We start from the raw sequence: 17,041 nt of genomic DNA, 5'->3' as shown, positions 1-17,041 counted from the left end.
GAAGGCAGTTTTAAAAAAGCCGCTTTGAACAAAATACGATCATTAAACAATTTCAATATATAATTAGTTTTAGTTTGTTTTCCCTCGGTTTATAAAAGTAAACCCCCCAAGTCTCTCTGAGTAGGATTCCCTTATATAAGTCCTTGATGACATCTAACTGAAAGGAGAGCTTTTAATTTGAAGATAATTAATTTTAAAATAGTAGTAGTTAGTTTTTATACTAAGTTTGGTTAGACGAAAAGGCCTTGAATCTGCAGATTCAAGGTCCTTTTTAATTTATAGACTAAAGTTAGCCAGCGTTTTTACCAATTCGGATTTCGAAGTGTAGAGTTTGTTTTGAGTTTTGATAGCTTTTAATTGCTGTTCAATAAGCTTTACTTCTCTGTAGTTAACGAGAAATAAGGAACCCTCTCCAAGATTAAATTTACGTTCTTCACTGGCAACTAATTTGCGATAGTCATCAACCAACTCCGTTAAGAGTCTGTTTTGTTCGGTATAAGAGGCGATTTTTTGTTCTGTAGCACTGATCTTATTTTTTAACGTACGCGTGGTATTTTGGATATCAAAATCTAACTCTTCCAGTTTGAGTTTAGCCAGTTTTAAGTCACCTCGTTGTTTGCGCATAAATAACGGTATGCTAAAACGAATGCCTCCTTTGTAATTCGCCGTGTTAAATGAGCTAAAACGATGAATATCTGCACTCAAAAAATTGTATTCCAAATCGATTATAGGCAACAGGTTGTTTGCTTTGAGTTTTTTGTTGATCAACGCACTTTCTCGTTTTAAATTTAAGGCCTTTATTTTAGGGTGCTTATTGATAAAACTGGTAGTTGCTTCGTTAAGCGACTGGTTGAGTAACGCGTCTAAGGTTTCAGAGCTTACCGTTGAAGGGATGGTTCCTTCGCGTAATTCCATAGGAACTTCTTCTGATGACCAAACAAAGTTAGCTACTTTCAAAGATGCTTTTAGGTAGTCTAGTTTGGCCTTTTCAAAATCGATTTTCCTATTTTTTAAGTTGATCGAAGCCTCCAAGGTATCAATGGCGGGTTTGTCACCAGCTTCAAAACTCTTTTTGACATTACGCAGTCTGAAATCCGCATTAGCAATATAGGTTTTATACGTGTTTTTTATTTCGTAATACTGCAACCAATCAAAATACACTGCCAGGGCTTTAAAAAGTAATTCATTTACTTGTAAACGTTGGTCTTCTAGCGACTGTTGTTGATACAGTTTTGCACGGCGTAAAGTTGCTGCACGTTCATTAATAAGCAGGTTTCGGGCAAGAGAAATAGAAACCCCTGCGCTGTATAAACCGCGATCGGGAGTCGTGTATTCCGGATTTAAATATTTTCCATCGTTAACTTCGTAACTCGCTTTAAACGAGATCCCGTAGGCAGTTGGGATTTTTAAAACGGTATTGAGTTTGTCGTAATAGGTCGATTTCTTGAAGTTTTTAAGATCGTAATCCAACTCAATTTTAGGATCTAAGCCTCCTCTAGCTTTTTGGAGCTTCGCACTTCCTTTTTTACTAATTAATTGCGCCTGTTTTAACAGTGGGTGATTTTTTTTTACCACGGTCAAATAACGTTCCAGGCTCAGCGTCTGGTCGCTTTGTTGCGCATAACCACTAAAAACAGTGCAGAGGAGTAGTATACGTATTATTCGTTTAATCATTTTTTCTTTGTATCAGAACTTGACTTCGTTTTGTTGGGCTGGTAAAAATTTGGAGGGAAACTATTGATTTGTCTCCATAATTCATACCAAATAGGAACGTTTTCCAAAAGCGCGATAGTACGTGCTCCCGAACCTACTCGAATAGCTTTAGGCCAAGGAACCGTTGTTTCGTCGGGAGCAATTAGTACGCGGTACTTACCGTTGTCGCTGATGAAGTTTTCAATGGCAACTACACGGGCTCCGTAGGTTCCGTACGATACATTAGGCCAACCGCTAAAAACTATGGCCGGCCAACCATCGAACTGAACTCTCACTTTTTCGTCGAGGTGGATGAGTGGCAAATCAATAGGACGTACGTACATTTCAACGGCTAATTCATAGGCAGCAGGCATGATACTCACTAATTTTTCACCTTCCTTAAAGGTTTCACCAATCCCTGATTTGATAGCCTTGTTAATAAAGCCTGTTTGTGGAGCCGTGACAAAACGAAGGCTGCTTCGTTTTTCGTAATTGGCTAAATTAATCGCGAGCTTAGAAACTTGTGCTTCACTATCCAATGCACTCGATTCAGCTGAGTACAAGTTACTTTCGGTTTTGGCAATTTTATCACTGTAAGTCGCTTTTAATGTGGAAATGGCCAACTCACTGTTAATTACATTGTTTTTAGCGCTGAGTAATTTGTTTTGCTGGGCAATGTTTTTTGCTTGTGCCTCACGCAATTTGGCGCGTTTTTCTTCGACGTCTTTGACTGCTTTTAATCCTTCCTTTTGTAGCGTAACCGCTCGTTGATATTGCGTTTCTGCAATGCTTGCTTTGGTAGTCGCTGCAACCAAATCAATACTGTCACTGGTAACCTTTAAGCGGGATTGTATCAATTTGTTTTGGGCCTGAGCTAACTTGAGCGTTCGCTCTTGCTTCAGTGCTTTGATTTGGTTTTGTAATGCTTTTACCTTGTTCTTGTAAGCAGTTACCGAGGACGATTTAGCAGTTAACTGCTGATTCGTTCGCTTGGTGAGTAGCTCGTCAAAATACTCACTTTTGATTTCTGAGATGCGCAATATCGTATCTCCTTTTTGTACCAGGTCTCCTTCCTGTACAAACCATTCCTCAATGCGTCCTGGAATTTGCGATTGTATGCTTTGTGGTCGTTGACTCGGTTTTAAGGTAGTTACATTTCCTGCACTACTGATGTTTTGAGTCCACGGTAAGAACAAGATAACAAATAGAAATCCAGTAAAAAACAATAGGAATTTTCTAAAGCGTTTGTGGTATTCTTTGGTAAAGATGTTTTTCCCCGATTTAAAAGAGGTCTCATCTACGTATTTTGTGATTTTATTGTGCGAAATATTTAACATATTAGAGGGTAATGTTTTTAATAGCGCCGTTTTCAAGAGTGATGTGTTTGTTACACTGTTGTTTCCAAGCTTTGTTATTACTTACTACTATAAGGCTCCACGGTTGTTTAGGAGACGATAAATATTGAATGATTTTTTGTGTTTCTTCTTGTTTGAACTGGTCAAGTGGATCTTCCAAAATTAAAACCTTAGGGCGCTTGGCAAGAGCTCTTGCCAAAACGAGTTTTTTAGCAATGGTATAGGCTATTTGCTTTCCGTCCGGTTTTAACAAGGTGTTTAATCCATTTTTCTGTAGCTTGATGAATTCCGTCAGACCAACTTTGTCCAATACTTCATAAATGACATCATCACTAATCGACGTATCTCCAAAGGTGATGTTTTCTCGAATACTTCCCTCAAAAGGAGTTTCTTCAGAAAGGGATAAGCCAAGATGTGCTCGGTATTTGCTGATGATTAAACTACTTACTGAAGCGTTGTTGATAAACATATATCCACTAGTGGGTTGAATAATACCCGATATCAATTGCAATAAGCTCGATTTTCCACTACCACTTTCTCCTTCGATAAGAATTCTGTCTTTAGGATTAACGGTTAAGGAAATTTCGTCTAATACAGGTTTGTTTAAATCTTTTACTTCGTAAGTAACATCTTGAAGCTCTAGGGTAAAATCCTTTTTGTTATTGACTTCTTCACCTTCTTGACGCTCTAAAGGCTTGTCAATTACCTGTCCTAATTTTTCAATAGATGTCAGTACATCGTAAAATGATTCAAGTCCTATGATGAGTTTTTCAACCGAAGTGATTACCAATAAAATGATGATCTCTGCCGCGACGAATTGCCCGATATTCATTTTCTGATTGAGTACTAGAAATCCACCAATGAGGAGTAGCCCCGCAGTTACCAGTACTTTAAAACCGATCATTTGAATGAATTGGATAACGAGAATTTTAAAGTGCTTTTCACGGGCATCTAAATAGTCTTTTACTAGGCTGTCACTTTTATTGATGGCCAGATTGGTACTTCCTGAAATTTTAAAACTTATAACGGTTCGAGCAATTTCTTGTAACCAGTGTGCAACACGGTACTTGTGTTTTGATTCTATTAAGCTCGTATCGAGTCCTTTTTGAGCAGTGTACTTAAATACTCCGTAAATCAATACCAACAATAACAAACCAAAGAAAATAAAGAACGGATGGTAGAATGAAAGCAATACCAGGGCAAAAAGTATTTGTAAGAACGCCGAAGGAACGTCAACCAATATCTTTGACAGACCTTTTTGTATGGTAAGCGTATCAAAAAAACGATTCGCTAATTCGGGTAAATAGTAATTGCGTAACTCGTTCGTCTTAATTTTTGGAAAGCGATAACTGAGTTCTAAAGATGCCCTCGTAAAAATACGCTGTTGGATGGTTTCAATAATGCGCATTTGCATGAGTTTAAGCGTACCTGAAAAAGCGACACCACAAGTCACTAAGATGATCAGAATGATCCATGAAGCTGAAATTTGGGCTCCTTGGATAAGGTTGATGATGGCCTGGATTCCCAAAGGGAGAGAGAGTGCTACAAGACCTTCAAAAATGGCAAAATAGGCTATCTGAAAGATGTCTTTTTTATCGGTTTCAAGTAGACTTATAAATCGCTTCCAAGGCGATAGTGGCTGGTTATTCATTTGCTAAGGTGTTTAAAATTAATGATTTAAAAAACGAGGTAGGTGTTATTAAATCATTACAATTCGTAATTGATGGAAAATGCGATTTGATAAAGTGTTGATGCAGTGCGTTTTCCGTGAGTGTACTCGCCAGTGTTAACGGATACGAATACTTTGGATTGTAAGCTTCGATAATTTCTGAGAGGCGTCGAACTACTCGTTTGAATGTTAAGAAGTAGCCTTCTTTGTTTTCAGTGTCTACATCTTTGGTCAAATAAAATTTAGAATTCTCATTGATCATAATCTGATTCAATGCAACTTCATTAATATGTCCGTAGTTGTTGTCTTGCTGGGTAGTTCTCGTAACTACTTCGATGGCTTTTTCTAATTTTTCTTTCGGGTCTTGTATGCTGAAGGTTTCGAGTACCAGTTGGTATTCTACCCATCCCCAATACCATGAAGAGAGGTAAATTAGCAACTTGTGTTTACTCTCGAAATAACGATAGATAGAACTCTCATTACTTCCGATTTTTTGACCTAGCTTTTTAAAGTTAAATTTCTCAAAACCAATTTCTTCGATGAGTACTATGCTGTTTCCTATAATTCGCTTTCCTAAATCGGAAGACTCTGGGTCTTTCAGGTAAATCCCCGACGGAATGTCAATTTTTAGATTTGATAGTAAATTTTTCATGCGTAATCGTTTACATTGCAAATTTAATAGTATTACTATCAATAATGAGAGAAAAGATGTTAAAATTAGCTTAAGAAAAAAATAAGAGACTACGGGAGTCTCTCAAATTTAAAATTAATGGTTTGTTGTTCGTTGGAGATACTCGCGTGGAGAAAGTTGTCTTTATACTCATAATGAATAATTTTAGGAAAGGCGTTTTCGGGATTGTTGCAAGTAAAACTCGAGGCGTTTTGTTGTGTGAATTCAAACAAGGTAGGCGATTCGTTCACACCGGTAATCGATAAATAGAGCTTCCCATTTTTTTTGATGATTGCTAAGTGCTCTTTAAATACGGTATCGTTGCTATGCAGTGTGTATCCGATACCTGTAAAATCGGGTTCCCAGTGTTCATAGGTGTGATTTTCAGGAGAGTCGTTGACCCGTTTCCATGAACCTAACAGAAAGTTAGGGTATTGCGTAGTGTCCTGTTGGCAGGAAATAAGAATGGCGAAGAGGAGTAGTAAAAGAGCATTGCGCATAATGGCTTTGTTTTTAGTTCTTTATATATTATTCAAATTTAAAGAAAAATCGTAAATTCGCAGACCATAGAAAAGATACAATGCTAGATAAATTACAGATAGTTAAACAACGATTTGACGAGGTATCCGATTTGATTATTCAACCGGACATTATCTCTGATCAAAAGCGATATGTTCAGTTAAATAAAGAATACAAGGACTTAGGAAAAGTGGTTAAGAAGGCCAATGAGTACGAAGGACTTTTAAATACCATGGAAGAAGCTAAGGAAATCATTGCTGATGGAAGTGATGCAGAAATGGTGGAAATGGCTAAAATGGAGTTGGATGAAGCGAAGGGGAGAATTCCTGAGCTCGAAGATGAGATCAAGTTCTTATTAATTCCAAAAGATCCTGAAGATGCTAAAAATGCCGTTGTAGAGCTACGTGCAGGTACTGGTGGAGACGAAGCTAGTATTTTTGCCGGTGATTTGTTCAGAATGTATACCAAGTACTGTGAAGGTAAAGGTTGGAATGTATCGGTAGTAGACTACAGTGAAGGAACAAACGGAGGATTTAAAGAAATCCAGTTTGAAGTGTCAGGAGAAGATGTGTATGGAACGCTAAAGTTTGAGGCTGGGGTGCACCGTGTACAACGCGTACCACAAACAGAAACTCAAGGGCGTGTACATACATCGGCAGCTACCTGTATGGTATTCCCAGAAGCAGAAGAATTTGACGTAGAAATCAACCCGAAAGATGTACGTATTGATTATTTCTGTTCGTCAGGGCCTGGAGGGCAATCTGTAAACACTACCTATTCTGCAGTGCGTTTAACCCATATCCCAACGGGATTAGTGGCGCAATGTCAGGATCAGAAATCTCAGCATAAAAACAAGGAAAAAGCCTTTAGAGTACTGCGTTCTCGTTTATACGATTTAGAGTTAGCCAAGAAACAAGCAGAAGATGCTGCAAAAAGAGGATCTATGGTAACCTCAGGAGATCGTTCTGCTAAAATTAGAACTTATAACTATCCGCAAGGAAGGGTAACCGATCACCGAATAGGGTTAACCTTATACGATCTACAAAACATCGTAAACGGAGATATACAGAAAATTATCGACGAGCTCATGCTCGCAGAAAATACTTCGAAGCTCAAAGAGCTTGGAGAAACCATCTAAAAAGAAACTCGCCGAAAAGGCGAGTTTTTTTTGCTCTTTATATAGCTCTTGAATCCTGAATTCTTCCATTTTTAAGCAGCGTCTTTTATGCTTGGCGTCACAAGTCTATGGGGATATGAAAGCCCAGCGAATGAAGTTATAAGGATATCGGTATTGGTACATTGGTGTTGATAAGGATTGATAGGAGAGAGGAGGTGATCTGACGATTGCCGTAGAGTTCAGGGTACTAACAAAAAAACCACCGATATGTATCGATGGTTTAAGTTATATTGAGTTTGTTCTTTTTATCTTAAGAGAACAAGTTGTCTATTTTTTCGCGCTCTTCGGCAGCAAGAGCAGCATCAACTAAAATACGACCACTGTGCTCGTCGATAGTGATTTTTTTACGGTTGGCAATTTCTAACTGAACCTGTGGAGGGATGGTAAAGAAAGATCCTCCAGCAGCTCCACGCTCGATAGATACAACAGCTAATCCATTTTTTACTTTATTTCGGATTCGCGTATAAGCGGTAATGAGGTGCTTGTCGATAGAAGCCGCAAATTCCGCTGACTTTTCTTTTAATAATTGCTCCTCTTTTTCAGTTTCTTTTAAAATCGCATCCAATTCGTTCTTCTTGTGAGCCAAGTGATTTTCTTGCTGAGCTAACTTATCTTTAGTATTGGCAATCACTTCATTCTTTTGAACGATTTTTGCTTTGTACTCCTTAATGCGCTTTTCTGATAATTGAATTTCTAATTCTTGATATTCAACTTCTTTTGTCAACGAGTCAAATTCTCTGTTGTTACGCACATTTTTTTGTTGTTCAACATACTTGGCAATCAATCCTTTTGATTCGGTAATCGCAAGTTTTTTGTTGTTGATATCTGTCTCCAATGTGGCTAAATCGTTAGCTAAGTTCGAAAGTCTGGTGTTTAATCCTGCAACTTCATCCTCTAAATCTTCAACTTCTAAAGGTAACTCACCGCGAACGTTTCTAATCTCATCAATTCTTGAATCGATTAATTGTAAGTCGTATAACGCTCTTAACTTTTCTTCTACCGTTATTTCTTTATTTGCCATCTTTATATATAATATATTGGATTTGTTCGTTCTTCACTTAAAATAATTGCAAAAGTACTAAATTTTTTGCTAAGATAATCAACCAAAAGATTTTTTGTAAACTGCTCACTTTCATAGTGTCCAATATCTGCTAGTAAAATTTTCCCTTCTGCTTGAAAAAACTCATGATATTTGAAATCGGCACTGAGGTAAGCATCCGCTTTTGCTCGAAGTGCATTTTTGATGGCAAAGCTTCCAGATCCGCCTAAAACGGCTACTTTTTTAATGGGGCGGTCCAGTATTTTTGAATGTCTTACGCAACCGGTATTAAAGGTAGTTTTTACTTGTTGTAAAAACGCCTCTGGAGCCATGGGAGTATCGAATTCTCCGATCATTCCCATTCCTACGTGTTGATTTGTATTGGTGAGTTGGGTAAGTTCGTAGGCAACTTCTTCATAGGGGTGATTGACGAACAAGGCCTTCAGCAGTGCTCCCTCCTTATGTGATTCGTAGGTCACATTAATAGAAGTTTCTTCTTCGAACATAAGATCACCTTGTTTTCCCACGGTTGGATTCGAGTGTTCGTTACCGCGGTAACTGCCCATGCCTTGAAAGTTGAACGAACAGTTGTCGTAGTTTCCTATAGTTCCTGCGCCGGCCTGAAATAGTTTAGAACGCAGTGCGTTCGCATGCGTCGTTGGAACAAAAGTGGTTAGTTTTTTAATGTTGCCCGCTTTAGGAATAAGTGTTTGGTAGTTGTTCAATCCTAAAACCTCACACATTTTTGCTGACACCCCTCGGTTAACATTGTCTAACGCTGTATGTGTAGCATAGATGGCAATATTGTGTTGGATGGCTTTGATAATAACGCGTTCGACATAGTTCGATCCGTTAATCTTTTTTAAGCCTTTGAATATAATAGGGTGAAAACTAACAATTAAGTTGCATCCCTTGGAAATGGCTTCGTCTACAGTATTTTCTAAGGTGTCTAAAGTGACTAAGACTCCGGTAACGGTAGTTTGGTAGTCTCCTACCAATAAGCCTACATTGTCAAAGTCCTCTGCATAGGCTAAAGGAGCTAACTCTTCTATATAATTGGTAATGTCTCTTATTTGCATATTGGCTCTTTTTTGAAATTCAAAGTTAAGATTTTTAATTATTTTCGCTCTGATGAAACTACTGAGATATCTATTGTTTCCGCTGTCACTAGTGTACCGCGGGATTACCAGCCTGAGAAATGCCTTTTTTGATTGGGGATTGTTTCCGCAACGCTCATTTCAAATACCAGTCATTGCAGTCGGAAATTTGAGTGTGGGAGGAACAGGGAAATCACCTCAAGTTGAATATCTTATTCGACTTCTTAAAGATCGCTTTCAATTGGCGACGCTCAGCAGAGGATACAAGCGAAGTACCAAAGGATATCAGTTAGTGACTGCTAGCCATACTGCAGGGGAGGTAGGAGACGAGCCCAAACAATTTTTTAGGAAATTTGGAACGGAAATTCAAGTTGCTGTAGATGCCGACAGGGTAGCGGGAATTGAAACCTTGTTGCAGGGAACTCCTATTCCAGAATTGGTGGTGTTAGACGATGCCTTTCAACACAGAAAAGTGAAAGCGAGTTTGTACATCTTATTAACAAAGTACGACGACTTGTACAGTCGAGATTATGTATTGCCGACGGGGAATTTAAGAGAATCGAGAGCAGGAGCGCGCAGAGCAGCCTTGGTAGTTGTGACGAAATGTCCAAACAATCTGTCGAACTCAGAACGAGAACGCATTGAAAAATCACTGCAATTAGCAGCTGGGCAACGCTTGTTTTTTTCACGAATTAAATACGATGAACAATTAAGGGGAGCACAAGTCATACACATCGGGGATTTAAAAAAGAAGAAAGTGGTTTTAGTAACTGGAATTGCGAATCCGACGCCTTTATTAACATATTTAGAAAGTCAGCAAGTACTGTTTGAACATTTGAGTTACCCAGATCATTACAATTTCAACGAAAGCGATTTAAAGGGGATTCAGGAACGATTTGAACGCACTGAAGATGCAGTTTGTATTTTGACTACAGAGAAAGATTTTGTGCGCTTAGAAGGGAAACTACCCAGTTTGCAATACCTTGCTATAGAAAGTGAATTTATAGAAGGAGGAGAAGCCTTTGACCAAGCTATTACAGAGCATATCGATGCCTTTTACGCTAAAAAAACCTCCTAAATAGCTGTGTGATTAGGAGGTTTTTTTGATTTCGAACCTTATTGTACGGGTTCTTTGGTGAATTTTGCCGAGGCTTCTGCGGCTATTATTTTGATGTCTTGTTCATCTTTTCGCGGACAAATCAACAAAACGTCGTCTTTTTCAACGATAATATAATCTTGAAGTCCTTGAAGAATTACGCGCTTGCCTTGTGTAGTGCTAATCATATTACCCTCAGCGTCTCTGCACAGTGTTGTCGCTCCGACTACGGCATTGTTTTGCGTGTCTTTACCGAGTTTGTTATAGAGAGAGCCCCAAGTACCCAAATCGTTCCAGCCAAAATTAACAGGAAGGACATGAACGTTTTTAGCGTGTTCCATAATACCGAAGTCTATCGAAATATTCTCACAGCGCTCGTAATTTTTATTGATAAAGTCAACTTCCGCTGCTGTGTTGTATACCGAAGTATCTTCAGAGAGAATCGCTAACATTTCAGGGAGGAAGTTTTTGAAAGCGTTAAGTATGCTTTTAGCCGACCAAACAAATATTCCTGCATTCCATAAATAATCACCACTTGCCAAAAACTCCTGCGCTTTTTCCAAGTTGGGTTTCTCCGTAAAGTTTTTTACTTTTTTTACGCGGCTATCAGAATTTTCAAATTGGATGTAACCGTATCCAGTATTTGGGTGGTCTGGTTGAATACCCAAGGTCATTAAATAATCGTTTTCCCCGCAGGTTTTGAATGAGGTTTCAATATTGGCTAAGAACTCCGCTTCGTTTTCTATCCAGTGATCCGAAGGAGCGACTAATATCACGGCGTCCGGATTTTGGGCGTATATTTTTAAGGCTGCATAGAGAATACACGGAGCAGTATTGCGCATAGCGGGTTCTAGTAGTAATTGAGCTTTGCTGAGTTCAGGGAGTTGCTCCAGTACTAGGTCTTCGTATTTTTCATTGGTAGCAATGACAATATTTTCACTAGGAACTAAAGCGTTGATCCTCGAAAATGTTTTTTGGATCAACGATGCACCAGTACCTAGCATATCGTGAAATTGTTTTGGGTATTCTTGTGTGCTTACAGGCCAAAATCGAGATCCTACTCCTCCGGCCATGATAACTGCGTAATAATTCGTACTCATTTGGTTGTTTTTTTTACTCTATTAGAAAAACTTCAGCGTTTTGATTAAATAAATAGACTCTTTGGTTCTTTAAATTTAAGCATTCATATCGAGTTCTCCTCTTTTTTCCTCGTTTAAATAAGGTGTTTTTAAAGCTAAATACGCTATTTAAAGGGATTTCAAAGATAAAATTCTTTCCTGATTCTGCGACACCACCACGTAAAGCTAAAGATAAGTTTACATCGGTATCGGTGCTCGCTTTTGGGTTTTTTAAGTAGTTTGCTAAGTGAGGTAAGATGCTAAGCGGATAGGTTTCAGGGTTGAGAAAGGGAATCATAAGGTGTTGGAAAACCGTTTTCCACTCTTGCCCATGAGGTTGCACGCGACCAAATTTTTGATAGGTAACATGATGCGCAATCTCGTGTATCAAGGTCAGTAAAAACTGATAAGGATTTAAGTTGTTGTTCACCGTAATTTGCATTTCACCAGAAGGAAGTCGTCGAAAATCACCGTGTTTAGATTGGCGTTCTCCAACAATTTTTAAGTTGATTTGGTACTTCTTAATAAGATACAAGGCAGGTGTAACTGCGGCTTTCGGTATGTATTTCTCTAAAATATGAGCCATTGCGTTCTTGAGTCCTTAGCTTTTCGTTTGTTTTTTAAGGGGTTGAACTCGATACTTGTAGTACTTTTCCGTTGTAGTACTGTTGTCCGGTTAATGCAAAATTATAGATGTATTCAGCCATTTGCAGCGCTGTTGTCGGCGCCTGATATCCAGGGAAGGCTTCTTCTAACATTTCTGTTTGCACTGCACCCAAAGCCAATACATTAAACGCGATTTGCTGCTCTTTGTATTCTTCGGCCAGCAATTCGGACAGGGTGATTATTGCTCCTTTCGAAGAGCTATAAGCTGCCAATCCCGGGAATTTCATACTTCCTTGAATTCCTCCCATACTACTAATGCTTACCACATGACCTCCTTTCGGGATAGCGGGCAAGAGCAATTGTGTGAGTTGTGCAACTGAAAAGACATTTACTTGATATACCTTTTGAAAATCTGCCTGTGTTAATTCTTCAAAAGGTTTGTTGACTAAAGCACCGGCGTTGTGAACCAAGATATCGATGTGTTCAAATTGCGCTTTAATTTGTTGGGTAACTTCTTTAAGAGATTGTTCGTTTGTTAAATCCGTAGCAAAAGGGTGCAAATTAGGGTGATCTAAAGCACGTATAGGGTCAGCATTTCGGGAAAGGGCAATAACTTGGTGCCCTTGGTCTGCAAAAAGACGCGCGAGCTCAAATCCAATACCTCTGCTGGTTCCTGTAATAACGATGTTTTTGTTCATAGGTCTTGTCTTGTTTATTAAGCTAAATCAAAATGTAAAAAGTCAGTAGCTTGTGCTCCTGTTTGAGGAGTCGAGTATGTTACTTGTTGTATTTCACTGAGTTCAATTCCTTCAATAACCAAGTGTTTGCTAAAGAATTGAAGATTCCTAGTCATAATCCAAGGCGTTGCGATTCCGAGCGTTATCATACGCAGTACGACGTTGATGATGATGAGCTGGAATAAGTCGCCCATCTGAATGTCGAACTTGAGTGCTACTTTTTTACCATCTTGAGTGATTTCTATGTTTTCTACATAAAAATTCAAAAGATTGCGAAGATACCAAAAACTGTAGATTCCAAGAGAGGGAATGAGAAAAAGTATGCATTTTAGTTGAATCCAGAACAAGGTTTCGCCGGTCCCTTTAAAGTCAAAAGACAAATTGCCAAAGCGAAGGTGACTGATGAGGTACTTTCTAATTTTAGTATGAAACCACGGAGCGTAAATCCCAAGGGTCAGTAGTGTGATGAGTACACCTTGTAGTACGGCCCAAAACAATTCGTATTTGCTACCTAAATATTGTAACGTAATCCCCTTCCAGCTCGTATTTTTACTACGGTATTGAACAATTCCATGTAAAACGAATGGCAGAAGAAGTACGAGCAGTAGATAAAAAGAGCCTAGGCATATTGCTGAGGTTAGATCGTTTTGGGAGAGTAGCCCAAAGAATAATACGGAATACAATAGTACAATGAGGAGGTAGAGTTTTGCGTAACTTTTAAAAATAGTACTTGGAATTCCGTGGAAATCAAAGGTTTTGTCTCCCAGGGAAGTAGCTCGGTGCTGGTATTTTAATAGAGCTACTCGTGCCCATGGGTAGTAGAGGCCGAGTGTGAGCACTGTCAATACTAAATTTTTGAAATAAATGAGCGCAAAAGTACTGCCTTCAGCACTATAGCGTAGCTTTTTTGATGGGGTGGCTTGGTGGGTGTTTTCTAGCATAAGCAAATCTGAATTTAGTCAAAAATGCGATTAAATTTTTTATTATCCAAGAGTGATGGATTTGAGAAAGTGTTATATTTAATGCTTTGAACCCAAAAGAGTTAAAAGATGTTGAGAAAATTACTACTACTCGTGCTGATTGTAAAAGCCTTTGAGGTGAGTGCACAAGATACCTACCTGCATTGTGGAGCTTTAATAGACACGTTTAAGGGAGTGGTGTTAAAAAAACGAACCGTTGTGGTTACCGGTAATAAAATAACTGCGGTAAAGCAAGGGTACCTGAAGCCGAAAAATAAGAAAATTGAGGTGGTCGATTTGAGAAATAAGTTTGTGCTGCCTGGGTTGATCGATATGCATGTACATATCGAACAAGAGTTTAATCCGCATACTCAATTAGAACGCTATATTTTAAATGAGGCGGATATTGCCTTTAACGCTGTCAATTACGCTAAAATTACTTTGATGAACGGGTTTACTTCGGTAAGAGATTTAGGAGGTACTGGCGTAAACATTTCCTTGAAAAAGGCGATAGCTGCTGGTAAAATACTGGGGCCTCGTATATTCACGGCAGGAAAAGCCTTGGCCTCTACTGGAGGACACGCTGACCCTACGAATGGTGCAAAGCGAATTTTAACAGGGAACCCTGGTCCTAAAGAAGGAGTAGTGAACAGTGTCGAAGATGCCAAAAAAGCGGTTAGACAGCGCTATAAAAACGGGGCCGATTGTATAAAAATTACGGCGACAGGAGGAGTGTTAAGTGTTGCGAAGAGTGGAGATAATCCGCAGTTTACCATTGAAGAAATTAAGGCAATTTGTGCGATGGCTAAGGATTACGGAATGCATGTAGCTGCGCATGCCCACGGTGATGAAGGTATGCAACGAGCCATTTTAGGTGGAGTAAAAACCATCGAGCACGGGACCTATATGAGTCAAAGAACCATGGAGTTGATGAAGGAGAACAACGTGTATCTTGTTCCGACAATTACAGCAGGAAAGGAAGTTGAAGAAAAGGCAAAAGTTAAAGGGTTTTACCCAGCGATTGTTGTTCCTAAAGCTTTAGCGGTTGGGCCTCAAATCCAGGGTACCTTTGCCAAAGCCTATAAGTTTGGGGTTCCTATTGCTTTTGGAACGGACGCAGGAGTTTTTAAGCACGGGTTAAATGGTCGTGAATTCCGTTATATGCACGAAGCGGGAATGCCTGTAATGGAGATATTGAAGATAGCGACTGTGGTTAACGCAAAAATATTGCAAAGGAGTACCGATTTAGGTCAGGTAAAACCGGGTTTTTTAGCCGATATTATTGCGGTGGACACTAATCCTGTTAACGATGTTACTACGATGGAACGCGTTCATTTTGTGATGAAATCGGGAGTGATTTATTTAAACGAGTGATTTGTAAGTTTTGTCATTTGAAACCGACTGATTTCGAAATGATTAATATGAGAAATACGTTAGTTGTGGTAGCCTTGTTTTTGATGGCTTGTAGTACTGCGGACTCAGAAGGTGTTGCCGAACCTACTCCAGAGAGTTCGCTGTGGTCGGTGGATGAAAGTTTTATCAAGGAAGGTGCGCCTTTTGCTTTTATCGATGCTCCTGAATTTGCAGCCGTTGGCGCTGTGGATAAGGTAGCGGATGAAGAGCGGGTACTTTTGGTGAAGCACAATGAAACCCTTAAGGCTTATCCGTATGTTTATTTAAATTACTCAGAGGTGGTTAATGATGCCATCGATGGTTTTAATTATATCGTAAGCTATTGTCCTCAAACGAAAAGCGGTATTTGTTTTACAAATAGAATTAATGGGGCGCCGCAACCAGTGTTGGCCTCAGGCTATTTATTTAAAGACAATTTGGTATTAACAGACCGCGAAAACAAGAGTTACTGGTCACAAATGCTCCTTAAAGGTATTCGTGGTGGGCAAAAGGAGCTTCCTATACAAACTACTTATTCTATTGAAACTACTTGGAAAACGGTAAAAAATTATTTTCCAGAAGCGAAGGTTTATATTCACGATAAATTACAAACCAAAGGAGCTCGAACAGCGAGTAACGGATCTAATCATTTTGGGGTGGTATTAGAAGGCTTGGAAGAACGCATAGAATTGTACAGACATCAATCTTTTGACAAGCTAAGAATCAGGGAAACGACTGTTGGAGGGAAAAATGTCGTAGTACTCGGGGATAGGGAGAAACAATTGTTTACTGCCTTTTACGTGCAGCCCGGAGCAGTGTTTACGTTGAGAAGTGATTTTCCAAATGTGATGCTAGGTACTGATGGAACGGTGTACAACGTTTTTGGAGAAGCCGTTGAAGGCCCTAAAAAAGGACAGCAATTAGCTTCTCCTAGGTGTTATAATGCCGAGCTTTGGGCGTGGCAATGGTTTTTTGAGCAAACAGCTATTGCTTTTTAAAGACTGTTGTAGTGATTGATGATTTTAATGACATCTGCTTCCTTTTTAAAGGATAATCTATGAGTCTTTACAAAAGTTTTAATTTCTTTTTTGTGAGCTGCCATAAGCTTCATGATTTTCGACTTCTTTAAACTAACTTCAATGAGTTTATCGCCATCTACAGCTACGAAATAGGTTTCTACTTTTAAGTACTTTGCTGGTTTGAGTACTTGATTGGTCATTTTGTTTAGTACAGGTTTTTTTAGTTTTCCACTGTATTTTTTTAATAGGGTTAAGTTCCCTTTAGCCGAGAGTTTTTGATAATAGTTACCATCTATTTGAGTGAATTCGTCTTTATTTATGACGATGCGTTTAAGATTCTCATAAAAGTAAACACTGTCATTACTGATTTTAGATAAGAATTTTTCTTCGTCTAAGTCGTAATTGAGATTGTTGATTTTGAAGGTCTTCCCATTTTCCGTTTCAATAACCGCCGGAAAATTCCAAATTTTATAGAGGTAGAAAGATCCTTCTATTCCGTTAAATGCGTCATTTTTTTTAAAGCTACCGTGATCTGTGCCTTGGAAGGAACCACCTACCATTTGTGGATTAAAGTTGATTACGGAACCTCCGCCTGGTACTTGTTGAGCAAAAGCAGCTGTAGTGAAGGCTAAGGTGAGTGTCATAACAATTGTTAATTTTTTCATGATTAGGGATTTAGTGTGATTTAAAGATACAGAAACTAATCTACATAAGAGTTGTTTTTAACATAGCTTAAAATGAATAAGGCTCTTGTAGTCAATGGGTCATCTAAAAGGGGGTATAGAAGTCCGAAAGTCTATAATAAATGATCGGTGGGAAATGGAAAAGAAAAACTCGCCTCTCATAAAACTTAATATGATAAGCGAGCCTATATATAATTATCAGTAACGATCTTC

At 38.8% G+C, this 17,041-nt stretch carries 16 protein-coding genes; 4 read left to right on the top strand and 12 right to left on the bottom strand.

Translation table 11 applies throughout. The features are described from left to right. Positions 1–276: 276 nt before the first annotated feature. The 5 genes from ACKTS5_RS16295 to ACKTS5_RS16275 all read right to left on the bottom strand — a co-directional run bounded on the left by ACKTS5_RS16295 (position 277) and on the right by ACKTS5_RS16275 (position 5,886). Positions 277–1,674, bottom strand: a complete 1,398-nt coding sequence (locus ACKTS5_RS16295; RefSeq protein ID WP_408044948.1) for a TolC family protein — start codon at positions 1,672–1,674, stop codon at positions 277–279. Further along, positions 1,671–3,029 (bottom strand): HlyD family secretion protein, encoded by a 1,359-nt coding sequence (locus ACKTS5_RS16290; protein ID WP_408044947.1) that lies wholly within the window; start codon positions 3,027–3,029, stop codon positions 1,671–1,673. Before ACKTS5_RS16290 ends, ACKTS5_RS16295 begins: the two co-directional genes overlap by 4 nt. Before the next feature lies 1 nt (position 3,030). Beyond that, a complete protein-coding gene (locus ACKTS5_RS16285; protein WP_408044946.1) occupies positions 3,031–4,698 on the bottom strand; it encodes a peptidase domain-containing ABC transporter in 1,668 nt (555 codons plus the stop codon). Beyond that, a complete protein-coding gene (locus tag ACKTS5_RS16280; protein WP_408044945.1) occupies positions 4,691–5,368 on the bottom strand; it encodes a TetR/AcrR family transcriptional regulator in 678 nt (225 codons plus the stop codon). Before ACKTS5_RS16280 ends, ACKTS5_RS16285 begins: the two co-directional genes overlap by 8 nt. An 89-nt stretch (positions 5,369–5,457) precedes the next feature. Continuing rightward, positions 5,458–5,886: a hypothetical protein gene (locus ACKTS5_RS16275; RefSeq protein ID WP_408044944.1), complete on the bottom strand. Its 429-nt coding sequence runs from the start codon at positions 5,884–5,886 to the stop codon at positions 5,458–5,460. Between the two features lie 80 nt (positions 5,887–5,966). Here ACKTS5_RS16275 and prfA point away from each other — a divergent pair, with 80 nt between their 5' ends. Next, entirely contained in the window at positions 5,967–7,043 is a 1,077-nt protein-coding gene (prfA, locus tag ACKTS5_RS16270; RefSeq protein WP_408044943.1) for a peptide chain release factor 1, read from the top strand. 289 nt (positions 7,044–7,332) lie between these two features. On the opposite strand, the gene ACKTS5_RS16265 is transcribed toward prfA, so the two are convergent. Beyond that, positions 7,333–8,103, bottom strand: a complete 771-nt coding sequence (locus ACKTS5_RS16265; RefSeq protein WP_408044942.1) for a zinc ribbon domain-containing protein — start codon at positions 8,101–8,103, stop codon at positions 7,333–7,335. A gap of 2 nt (positions 8,104–8,105) precedes the next feature. Further along, on the bottom strand, positions 8,106–9,200 hold the full coding sequence (locus ACKTS5_RS16260) for a Nif3-like dinuclear metal center hexameric protein (RefSeq protein WP_408044941.1): 1,095 nt from the start codon (positions 9,198–9,200) through the stop codon (positions 8,106–8,108). Positions 9,201–9,252: 52 nt separating this feature from the next. On the opposite strand from ACKTS5_RS16260, the gene lpxK reads away from it, so the two are divergent. Continuing rightward, positions 9,253–10,296, top strand: coding sequence for a tetraacyldisaccharide 4'-kinase (lpxK, locus tag ACKTS5_RS16255; protein ID WP_408044940.1), 1,044 nt, complete (start codon positions 9,253–9,255; stop codon positions 10,294–10,296). Between the two features lie 38 nt (positions 10,297–10,334). On the opposite strand, the gene ACKTS5_RS16250 is transcribed toward lpxK, so the two are convergent. The 4 genes from ACKTS5_RS16250 to ACKTS5_RS16235 are packed head-to-tail and all read right to left on the bottom strand — an operon-like array spanning position 10,335 to position 13,716. Further along, positions 10,335–11,414, bottom strand: a complete 1,080-nt coding sequence (locus ACKTS5_RS16250; protein ID WP_408044939.1) for a mannose-1-phosphate guanylyltransferase — start codon at positions 11,412–11,414, stop codon at positions 10,335–10,337. Positions 11,415–11,427: 13 nt separating this feature from the next. Beyond that, entirely contained in the window at positions 11,428–12,018 is a 591-nt protein-coding gene (locus ACKTS5_RS16245) for a SprT-like domain-containing protein (protein WP_408044938.1), read from the bottom strand. A gap of 34 nt (positions 12,019–12,052) precedes the next feature. Then, the gene (locus tag ACKTS5_RS16240) at positions 12,053–12,736 is read right to left on the bottom strand and encodes an SDR family NAD(P)-dependent oxidoreductase (protein ID WP_408044937.1); all 684 of its coding nucleotides are present in this window, start codon (positions 12,734–12,736) and stop codon (positions 12,053–12,055) included. 17 nt (positions 12,737–12,753) lie between these two features. Continuing rightward, a complete protein-coding gene (locus ACKTS5_RS16235) occupies positions 12,754–13,716 on the bottom strand; it encodes a DUF898 family protein (protein WP_408044936.1) in 963 nt (320 codons plus the stop codon). A gap of 108 nt (positions 13,717–13,824) precedes the next feature. Between ACKTS5_RS16235 and ACKTS5_RS16230 the strand changes: the two genes are divergently transcribed. Together ACKTS5_RS16230 and ACKTS5_RS16225 are read left to right on the top strand one after the other, a co-directional pair. Then, positions 13,825–15,108 (top strand): metal-dependent hydrolase family protein, encoded by a 1,284-nt coding sequence (locus tag ACKTS5_RS16230; protein WP_408044935.1) that lies wholly within the window; start codon positions 13,825–13,827, stop codon positions 15,106–15,108. Between the two features lie 47 nt (positions 15,109–15,155). Then, entirely contained in the window at positions 15,156–16,124 is a 969-nt protein-coding gene (locus ACKTS5_RS16225; RefSeq protein ID WP_408044934.1) for a DUF3179 domain-containing (seleno)protein, read from the top strand. Here the strand turns inward: ACKTS5_RS16225 and ACKTS5_RS16220 are convergent. Further along, the gene (locus tag ACKTS5_RS16220; protein ID WP_408044933.1) at positions 16,121–16,810 is read right to left on the bottom strand and encodes a hypothetical protein; all 690 of its coding nucleotides are present in this window, start codon (positions 16,808–16,810) and stop codon (positions 16,121–16,123) included. The two genes, ACKTS5_RS16225 and ACKTS5_RS16220, sit on opposite strands and share 4 nt — an antisense overlap. Positions 16,811–17,041 lie beyond the last annotated feature (231 nt).

The sequence above is a fragment of the Tenacibaculum litopenaei genome, assembly GCF_964514025.1.
GTDB lineage: Bacteria > Bacteroidota > Bacteroidia > Flavobacteriales > Flavobacteriaceae > Polaribacter > Polaribacter litopenaei.
This window is presented reverse-complemented; position numbering and strand designations above follow the sequence as displayed.

What these genes read in the sequence shown, in the direction of transcription:
- ACKTS5_RS16295 (WP_408044948.1), bottom strand. Translation starts at nt 1,674, where the DNA reads ATGATTAAACGAATAATACGTATACTACTCCTCTGCACTGTTTTTAGT.
- ACKTS5_RS16290 (WP_408044947.1), bottom strand. Translation starts at nt 3,029, where the DNA reads ATGTTAAATATTTCGCACAATAAAATCACAAAATACGTAGATGAGACC.
- ACKTS5_RS16285 (WP_408044946.1), bottom strand. Translation starts at nt 4,698, where the DNA reads ATGAATAACCAGCCACTATCGCCTTGGAAGCGATTTATAAGTCTACTT.
- ACKTS5_RS16280 (WP_408044945.1), bottom strand. Translation starts at nt 5,368, where the DNA reads ATGAAAAATTTACTATCAAATCTAAAAATTGACATTCCGTCGGGGATT.
- ACKTS5_RS16275 (WP_408044944.1), bottom strand. Translation starts at nt 5,886, where the DNA reads ATGCGCAATGCTCTTTTACTACTCCTCTTCGCCATTCTTATTTCCTGC.
- prfA (WP_408044943.1), top strand. Translation starts at nt 5,967, where the DNA reads ATGCTAGATAAATTACAGATAGTTAAACAACGATTTGACGAGGTATCC.
- ACKTS5_RS16265 (WP_408044942.1), bottom strand. Translation starts at nt 8,103, where the DNA reads ATGGCAAATAAAGAAATAACGGTAGAAGAAAAGTTAAGAGCGTTATAC.
- ACKTS5_RS16260 (WP_408044941.1), bottom strand. Translation starts at nt 9,200, where the DNA reads ATGCAAATAAGAGACATTACCAATTATATAGAAGAGTTAGCTCCTTTA.
- lpxK (WP_408044940.1), top strand. Translation starts at nt 9,253, where the DNA reads ATGAAACTACTGAGATATCTATTGTTTCCGCTGTCACTAGTGTACCGC.
- ACKTS5_RS16250 (WP_408044939.1), bottom strand. Translation starts at nt 11,414, where the DNA reads ATGAGTACGAATTATTACGCAGTTATCATGGCCGGAGGAGTAGGATCT.
- ACKTS5_RS16245 (WP_408044938.1), bottom strand. Translation starts at nt 12,018, where the DNA reads ATGGCTCATATTTTAGAGAAATACATACCGAAAGCCGCAGTTACACCT.
- ACKTS5_RS16240 (WP_408044937.1), bottom strand. Translation starts at nt 12,736, where the DNA reads ATGAACAAAAACATCGTTATTACAGGAACCAGCAGAGGTATTGGATTT.
- ACKTS5_RS16235 (WP_408044936.1), bottom strand. Translation starts at nt 13,716, where the DNA reads ATGCTAGAAAACACCCACCAAGCCACCCCATCAAAAAAGCTACGCTAT.
- ACKTS5_RS16230 (WP_408044935.1), top strand. Translation starts at nt 13,825, where the DNA reads ATGTTGAGAAAATTACTACTACTCGTGCTGATTGTAAAAGCCTTTGAG.
- ACKTS5_RS16225 (WP_408044934.1), top strand. Translation starts at nt 15,156, where the DNA reads ATGAGAAATACGTTAGTTGTGGTAGCCTTGTTTTTGATGGCTTGTAGT.
- ACKTS5_RS16220 (WP_408044933.1), bottom strand. Translation starts at nt 16,810, where the DNA reads ATGAAAAAATTAACAATTGTTATGACACTCACCTTAGCCTTCACTACA.